The following is a 7843-nucleotide window of genomic DNA, read 5'->3' on the forward strand; positions in this document are numbered from 1 at the left end:
GAAAGATCGGGTTCCCACGAACAAGCCGACGTCGGTCACAGGAGTGCCCCCCATGTCCCCGCTGCTCGCCGCCCTCGCCGGCCTCTCCCCAGAGAAGCAGGCGGTGGTCATCCGTTCGCTGCCCGATGCGTCGCTGCGCCGCTGGGCGTGGGATTTCGGGGAGTGGGCGCATGACGGGCAGTCGGCGCCGGCGGGGGACTGGCGGACGTGGGTCATCATGGGCGGGCGCGGGTTCGGGAAGACGCGGGCGGGGGCGGAGTGGGTGTTGGCGCAGGTGCGGGCAGCACCGGACCCGAAGCGGCTTCGCGTCGCGCTCGTCGGTGCGACGATCGACGACGCGCGCGCCGTCATGATCGATGGCCCGAGCGGCCTGCTCACGCTCGCCAAGCCCGGCGAGATCGCGCGCTGGCGGGCGGCCGACCGGACGCTGGAGTGGACAAACGGCGCGGAGGCCGCGCTCTTCTCCGGGCGCAGTCCGCAGCGGCTGCGCGGGCCGGAGCATGATCTCGCCTGGTGCGACGAGCTCGGCAAGTGGCGGTATGCGCAGGCGACGTGGGACATGCTGCAGCTCGGGCTGCGCCGCGGCGCGCGGCCGCGCGCGATCGTCACCACCACGCCCTCGCCCGAGCCGGCGCTCGCGCGGCTGCTCGCGGCCGCGGACACGGTGCGCACCGGCGGCACGAGCCGCGCCAACCGCCACCTGCCGGCGGCGTTCCTGGCGGCGATCGACGCGGCCTATGGCGGCACGCGGCTGGGGCGGCAGGAGATCGAGGGCGAGCTGCTGGGCGATCGCGAGGGGAGCCTGTGGCCGGCGTGGCTGATCGAGCGGTGTCGGCGGGCGACTCCTCCCGCGGAGCACGGGTTCGTGCGGATCGTCGTCGGGGTCGATCCGCCGGCGACGGCGGCGGGGACGTGCGGGATCGTGGTGGCAGGGCTGGCGCGGGACGGGGGGACGGGGGCGGAGCGGGCGTGGGTGCTCGACGATCGCTCGGCGGTGCGCCCCTCGCCCGAGGGCTGGGCGCGGGCGGTGGCGCAGGCGGCGCACGACTGGGGCGCGGACCGGGTGGTGGCGGAGGCGAACCAGGGCGGCGACATGGTGCGCGAGGTGCTGCGCCACGCTCCCGGCGGCATGGGCGCCCGGCTGCCGATCGAGCTGGTCCATGCGAGCCGGGCCAAGGTCACGCGCGCCGAGCCGGTGGCGGCGCTGTTCGAGCGCGGCGAGGCGGGGTTCGCCGGCGCCTTCCCCGCGCTGGAGGCGGAACTGGGCGGCTTCGTCGCGGGCGGCTATGTAGGCGAGGCGTCGCCGGACCGCGCTGACGCGATGGTCTGGGCGTTGTGGGCGCTGATGCTGAAGGGGCGGTGGATGCCGCGCGTCGTCCCCCTGGCGACCCGATCTTGACTTTGGCAGCCGTGTGCGTAGTGACCGCGCGATCGGGCGGCTCCTTCCGCCTGGCCGGACGTGCCCAGCGACCCTCGCGACGGCGTCCGGACGAACCCGAAAGGCTCCAACCCAATGCGTCATCGTGTCGGCGGCCGCAAGCTGCAGCGTACTTCTGCCCATCGCATCGCGCTGTTCCGCAACATGAGCGCCGCGCTCATCAAGCACGAGCAGATCACCACCACGGTCGCCAAGGCCAAGGAAGTGCGCCCCTACGTCGAGAAGCTCGTCACGCTCGCCAAGAAGGGCGGGCTGTCGAACCGCCGGCTCGCGCATGCGCGGCTGCTCGACGAGGCGCAGCTCGCCAAGCTGTTCGACGTGCTGGCCTCTCGCTACGCGAGTCGGCAGGGCGGCTATACTCGCGTCATCAAGGCCGGCATCCGCGCATCGGACGCCTCGCCGATGGCGGTGATCGAGTTCGTCGACCGCGACGTGTCGGCGAAGGGCCAGGACTCGGGCCCGCTGATGAACGACGACGAGTATGACGAGGCGGCCTGAGCTTGGCGTTCGGGATCAGCATCGCTGATCCCGAGATGATCGCCAAGCCCGGCCAGCGTCGCTTCAGCGACGTCTGACGACGCGGCTTTGCCGCGGCGGGCGTTTGTAACGGTCCGCTTACGCGAGGTGTGCGTCTTCCGCTGTCCGCTCTTCCGCTGTCCGCGATGAAGGCGACCCGCTATGCCGACGAGCGGGTACGAGTCAGGGCTATCGCGAGGGCCGGCCATGAAGCTCCATTACTACCCCGAGACGGACTCGCTCTACATCGAGTTGCAGGCGGTGGCGGGCGTGGACAGCCGCGAGGTCGCGGACGGTGTGATGGCTGACATCGCCGCGGACGGCTCGGTCGTCGGCATCGACCTCGGTCGCGCCAGCCGGTTCGACCTGTCGACGCTGGAACATGATGGATTGCCGTCGGCCGCGCGTCACGCGGCCTGACGGTCGACCAGAGGGGCGGTTTTCCCGGCGGCCCGATCTGCTATGCGCCGCCCATGCAGCATCCCCAGTCCATCCTCATCGTCGATTTCGGCAGCCAGGTCACCCAGCTCATCGCGCGGCGGGTGCGCGAGGCGGGGGTGTATAGCGAGATCGTGCCGTTCACGGCCGCCGCCGCCGCGTTCGGGCGGATGGCGCCGGGCGGCGTGATCCTGTCCGGCAGCCCCGCCTCCGTGCTGACCGACGGCAGCCCGCGCGTGCCGGACGCGATCTTCGCGTCGGGCGTGCCGGTGCTGGGCATCTGCTATGGCCAGCAGGTGATGATGGAGCAGCTTGGCGGCGCGGTGACGCTCGGCGATGCGGGCGAGTTCGGCGAGGCGTTCGTCGAGGTCGCGGACGAGTGCGTGCTGTTCGACGGGCTGTGGGCGGTCGGCGAGCGGCACCAGGTGTGGATGAGCCACGGCGACAAGGTGATCAGCCTCGCGCCCGGCTTCCGCCCGGTGGCGACCAGCCCCGGCTCGCCGATCGCGGTCGTCGCCGACGATGCGCGGCGCTATTACGCCACCCAGTTCCACCCGGAGGTGGCGCACACGCCCGACGGCGCGCGGCTGATCGCCAATTTCGCGCGCCACGTCTGCGGCCTCGCCGGCGACTGGACGATGGCCGAGTTCCGCGCCGCCAAGATCGCGGAGATCCGCGCGCAGGTCGGCACCGGCCGCGTCCTGTGCGGGCTGTCGGGCGGGGTCGATTCGGCGGTGGCGGCGGTGCTGATCCACGAGGCCGTTGGCGAGCAGCTGACCTGCGTGTTCGTCGACCACGGCCTGTTGCGTAGCGGCGAGGCGGACGAGGTCGTCGGGCTGTTCCGCGGCCACTACAACATCCCGCTCGTCCATGTGAACGCGGAAGCGGCGTTCCTGGCGGGGCTCGCCGGCGTCACCGACCCGGAGGCCAAGCGCAAGTTCATCGGCAAGACCTTCATCGATGTCTTTGAAGCGGAAGCGAAAAAGCTGGGCCCCTCGACGCCGCTCGGGACAGGTGGTGCCGCCTTCCTCGCCCAGGGCACGCTCTACCCCGACGTGATCGAGAGCGTTAGCTTCACCGGCGGGCCGTCGGTCACGATCAAGAGCCACCATAATGTCGGCGGGCTGCCGGAGCGGATGGACATGCAGCTCGTCGAGCCGCTGCGCGAATTGTTCAAGGACGAGGTGCGCGTGCTCGGCCGCGAGCTCGGCCTGCCCGAGGCGTTCGTGCGCCGCCACCCGTTCCCCGGCCCCGGCCTCGCGATCCGCATCCCGGGCGAGGTGACGAAGGAGGCCTGCGACATCCTGCGAAGAGCGGACGCCATCTATCTGGAAGAGATCAGGAACGCCGGGCTGTACGATGCGATCTGGCAGGCGTTCGCGGTGCTGTTGCCGGTGCGCAGCGTGGGGGTGATGGGCGACGGGCGCACCTACGACCGCGTATTGGGCCTGCGCGCGGTCACCAGCGTCGACGGCATGACCGCGCAGGCGTTCGAGTTCCCCGGCGGCTTCCTCGCGCGCGTGACGACGCGGCTGATCAACGAGGTGCGGGGGATCAACCGGGTGGTGTACGACTATACCTCCAAACCGCCGGGAACAATCGAATGGGAATGATTCAAGGTCGTTCGGCAGCTATCGCCAGCAGTCGCTTTGTGCCCGATATTCCGTTCGATGTCAACGACTTAGACGTCGCCATCTATCGCCGGCAATTGCGGGTAAGCGACTCCACCTGACGGTATAGCTGACGGTATTTTTTAGGGCTCATCAGCCTAGAATGCCGGTGGCCGGAAAATACATTGTCAATCGGATTTCCAGTCCGCCTCTATCCCCCTGCTGTTACCTAGCAAAAATGGATAGATTGACGGTATAATTTCTGACGGTAAGCTCAGGTCTACGGAGGCGTTGTCTTACCGTCAGGAGCTTCGATCCATGCTCACCGACCTCGCTCTCAAGCGGCTGAAACCACAGGAAAAAACGTACAAGGTCGCTGACCGTGACGGTATGTACGCGGCGGTTTCGCCCACAGGCCAGATTGCCTTCCGCTATGACTACCGGCTGCACGGACGGCGCGAAACGCTGACCTTCGGCAGATATGGCCCCGGCGGGCTGTCCCTTGCAGAGGCGCGGGAACGCTGCATGATAGCCCGCAAGCTCGTCGCCGAAGGGAAGTCGCCTGCGCTGGAAAAGCAGCGGGAGAAGCGGCGCGTATCGGGAGAACACAGTTTCGGCGAGGTCGGTGCTCGCTACTTCAAGGAAGCGCGGATGGCCGACAGCACCCGGTCCATGCGCAAGGCGATCTTTGACCGGGATATCGAGCCGGCTTGGAAGAACCGGCGGCTATCGGAGATTTCGCCCGACGACCTTCGTCAGCTCTGCGGCAAGGTGAAGGAACGAGGCGCACCGGCGACCGCGATTCACGTGCGCGACATCGTCAAACAGATCTTCGGCTTCGCAATCCTGCATGGCGAGAAGGTGCCCAATCCGGCCGACGAGGTCGGCCCTGCCTCGATCGCCACGTTCGAGCCGAAGGACCGGGCACTGTCGCCGGCGGAGATTTGCGTCCTGCTGACCCAGATCGAGAAAGTCGCGACGCTGCCGACCATCCGTCTGGGATTGAAGCTGTTCCTGCTGACGATGGTTCGCAAGAGCGAGCTTCAGAATGCCACATGGGACGAGATCGACTTCGAGCGAGCGGTCTGGACGATCCCGAAGGAGCGGATGAAGCGCTCGAAGGCCCACAACGTCTACCTGTCCCAGCAGGCGCTCGACATCATGATCGCGCTCAAGACCTGTGCCGGCAATTCGAGCTACCTGCTGCCGTCCCGCTACGATGCGGACGCTCCCATGTCCCGCGCGACCTTCAACCGGGTCACCTACTCCGTCGTCGATGCGGCAAAGACTAATGGGCAGGCGTTGGCGCCGTTCACGGTCCACGATCTACGACGGACGGGATCGACGCTGCTCAACGAGCTCGGGTTCAACCGCGATTGGATCGAGAAGGCGCTCGCGCACGAAGACTCCAGATCCTCCCGCGGCGTCTACAACAAGGCCGAGTATGAGCCGCAGCGACGGCACATGCTTCAGGAGTGGGCCAACATCGTCGACGCGTGGGTGGATGGGCGGACGTACACGCCCAAGCTCTATCCGCCGTCGCTGGAGCTGCTCAACCCTGAGACGTCCGCATAGGTCTGGAACGACGCAGCTTCACGTCTGGCCCGGTCGGCACTTCCGAGGTCCGCCGACGCGCCTCAAGCCAGGCCTCCACCTCATCGAGGTCCCACGCAGCGCAGCGTGGCGTCAGGTAAAATCTGCGGGGAAACTCGCCTCGCTGCTCCATCTCGTAGATCGTCGTGTCGGCCAGCGGAACGATGCGGCGAAGTTCTGGCCGCCGTACGGTGCGCTTCATGTAGCTGGCCGATGCGCCCGGTGTCGCCGGCACCGCCGCAACAGGCAAGCTATGTAGATCAATCATCTCAGCCTCCGTCGTGAGCTATCGCCACCAAACGGCAGCTCGTTGGTCCCGGGAAGGCCAAGGTGATCGTAGAAGTGCAGCGGGAAACGCTAGCGTGCAAAAGGGCGGCCCTAGTCCGTCGGGTCCAGCGCCGCAGCCCAATCCGCATAAGGCGTCATTCTTGCTATGTGCCGGTTGTAGTCGGGCGTGCCGTCGTCCCACCACACGGGGCCTCTCTCGCCCAGCGCGACCTTCACTGCATCGACGGCTGTCCGCGCCGATGCAGTTTCGGCAAGCCTGCCGCCGGCGTCACGCACGGCTCGCCGTGCTGCCATCAGCTCGCGGACGAGCCGTTCCCGCTCGCTTGCCGAAAGGTGGGGATTGCTGGTCCTCCAGAGGCGTCCCCGGACGACGAAGTAGCGACCATCAGGCGTGCGGGGATAATCCGTCACGTCGTGCCCGCCCGAACCGTCTCAACGCTCAACGCGCCGGCGGGAAGGGGGCGCAGCAGCTCTGACTCGGTGCGGCTGAGGTCAATCCATGCGGACCAATCCTCGGGACGGAGCACCACGATCTGGCGATTGTCATATGGTGCCACGTCCGGCCCGGGGGTCGTCGTCAGCATCGCGAAAGCGGCAGGCTCGGTCCCGTTGCTTTCGCGCCACAGGCCCGCGATGGCCATGAACGGTGCGTCGTTCAGCGTGAATCGGTGCTTCGCCTTCGGATATTTCGTGCCTGTGAACTCGAAGAAGGCCGATGCCGGGATCAGGCAGCGGTGGCTCTTATCGAACCGCCGCCCTTCGGACCGGAAGTTGAAGACCGGACCGCCCGTCGGACTTGATGGCGGGAAACCGAACCGCATGGGTGCCAGCTCGATCCCGTTCCCGGCCGCGCGCATGACCGGTCCGACGTCGTTGATTCTTATATCGTCGGCTTGCGGAAGGTCGCGCTCGGACTGGTCTGTAGGTGTGCCCAGGGCGAGCGCCTGCATCATGTCTTGATACTCGCGCCACTTCGCGTGCTGTTCGTAGTCGTTGCACATCAATTGTTCCGCCAAGCCCGAGTTCCGCTTCTGCGGGACAGGGTAGTTCAGGCGGACCGGAACGTGCAGGGAAAAGCCTTTCCTCGGCCGAGCCTCGTCTCGGCCGGCCGGCCCGTCCGGGGGAGCGCGCGCTACGCGCGCGCAGCGGCGACGGTATCGTGCTGGGCCCTTTTGGTGGGGGGAGGCGGAAGAGAGGAAGAGGGCTGCGGCTGTCGCCGTGACGGGTTGAGGGTCGAGAGAGAGGCTCCCGGCCGCCCGCGCGGAGACCTCCCATGCTTCAGACCCTTCCTTCCCGGCGCACCGATTCGGCTCGTCCGGCTTCGCCGGCTACCGGCGCCTACAAAGTCGACATCAGCCGCGGCGAGCGGATCGGCCGGGTCTCGTCCGAATGGTTCAGCCGCCCCGACGACGAGCGCTACCTGTCTCTCGGCGCGCTGCACGCCGCGGTGCGAGCCCGGGCCGAGCGCGCGACCGCCCGCACCGTCGAGACCAAGACGTTGCGTGTCGAGGCGAGTCGCGATGATGCCGAGCGCCTCACCCTGATTGTGCCCGGCCAGGACATACCCGTCGCGCCGACCCACTGGTCGTACGGACAGCTCTGCAGCTTGGTGGGGGCACCCGCCAGCTACATGCGCCAACTCCCGGCACCACTCGCCGGCATCAACCTGCAGCACGGCCTGCTCTCGCACCGCGCCGAGCTGGTGAAGACGCTGGAGGCGGACGACGGCCGGATCGAGCTCCGCGCCGTGACCGGACCTGATTACGGCCGCATCTGGGACCACGAGCTGGTCGATGCGGTGATGAAGATCGCGGGCGACGGCACCGGCGACACGCGCTGGAAGGTGCCGGGCCTGCTCGACTGGTCGACCATGACGCACAACCCCTTCGTCGAAGTGACCAAGGACTGTTGATTTCCACTGAGAGCTGACCCGGAGAAGGCATAGATTTCCACCGAGAAG

8 protein-coding genes and 1 pseudogene are annotated in these 7843 nt (G+C 67.8%); 6 read left to right on the forward strand and 3 right to left on the reverse strand.

Translation table 11 applies throughout. The features are described from left to right. Positions 1-52: 52 nt before the first annotated feature. The 5 genes from ACFE65_RS12170 to ACFE65_RS12190 all read left to right on the forward strand — a co-directional run bounded on the left by ACFE65_RS12170 (position 53) and on the right by ACFE65_RS12190 (position 5577). Positions 53-1399 (forward strand): DNA-packaging protein, encoded by a 1347-nt coding sequence (locus tag ACFE65_RS12170; RefSeq protein WP_375382623.1) that lies wholly within the window; start codon positions 53-55, stop codon positions 1397-1399. 114 nt (positions 1400-1513) lie between these two features. Then, a complete protein-coding gene (gene rplQ, locus ACFE65_RS12175) occupies positions 1514-1936 on the forward strand; it encodes a 50S ribosomal protein L17 (RefSeq protein ID WP_375382624.1) in 423 nt (140 codons plus the stop codon). 225 nt (positions 1937-2161) lie between these two features. After that, complete coding sequence (locus ACFE65_RS12180) at positions 2162-2374, forward strand: DUF2283 domain-containing protein (RefSeq protein WP_375382625.1); 213 nt, start codon at positions 2162-2164, stop codon at positions 2372-2374. A 53-nt stretch (positions 2375-2427) separates the two neighbouring features. After that, on the forward strand, positions 2428-4005 hold the full coding sequence (gene guaA, locus ACFE65_RS12185; protein ID WP_375382626.1) for a glutamine-hydrolyzing GMP synthase: 1578 nt from the start codon (positions 2428-2430) through the stop codon (positions 4003-4005). A gap of 315 nt (positions 4006-4320) precedes the next feature. Beyond that, positions 4321-5577 (forward strand): tyrosine-type recombinase/integrase, encoded by a 1257-nt coding sequence (locus ACFE65_RS12190; protein WP_375382627.1) that lies wholly within the window; start codon positions 4321-4323, stop codon positions 5575-5577. Here the strand turns inward: ACFE65_RS12190 and ACFE65_RS12195 are convergent. From ACFE65_RS12195 to ACFE65_RS12205, 3 genes are all read right to left on the reverse strand, one after another. Then, the gene (locus tag ACFE65_RS12195; protein ID WP_375382635.1) at positions 5555-5797 is read right to left on the reverse strand and encodes a helix-turn-helix transcriptional regulator; all 243 of its coding nucleotides are present in this window, start codon (positions 5795-5797) and stop codon (positions 5555-5557) included. The genes ACFE65_RS12190 and ACFE65_RS12195 overlap by 23 nt on opposite strands. Before the next feature lie 176 nt (positions 5798-5973). Continuing rightward, on the reverse strand, positions 5974-6177 hold the full coding sequence (locus ACFE65_RS12200) for a hypothetical protein (RefSeq protein ID WP_375382628.1): 204 nt from the start codon (positions 6175-6177) through the stop codon (positions 5974-5976). A gap of 113 nt (positions 6178-6290) precedes the next feature. Beyond that, the gene (locus ACFE65_RS12205) at positions 6291-6884 is read right to left on the reverse strand and encodes an SOS response-associated peptidase (protein ID WP_375382629.1); all 594 of its coding nucleotides are present in this window, start codon (positions 6882-6884) and stop codon (positions 6291-6293) included. Positions 6885-7156: 272 nt separating this feature from the next. Between ACFE65_RS12205 and ACFE65_RS12210 the strand changes: the two are divergent. Further along, a pseudogene (locus tag ACFE65_RS12210) lies at positions 7157-7789 on the forward strand (DUF932 domain-containing protein); the annotation flags it as partial. Positions 7790-7843 lie beyond the last annotated feature (54 nt).

Source organism: uncultured Sphingomonas sp., assembly GCF_964237335.1.
In the GTDB taxonomy this organism is placed as follows: Bacteria; Pseudomonadota; Alphaproteobacteria; order Sphingomonadales; family Sphingomonadaceae; genus Sphingomonas.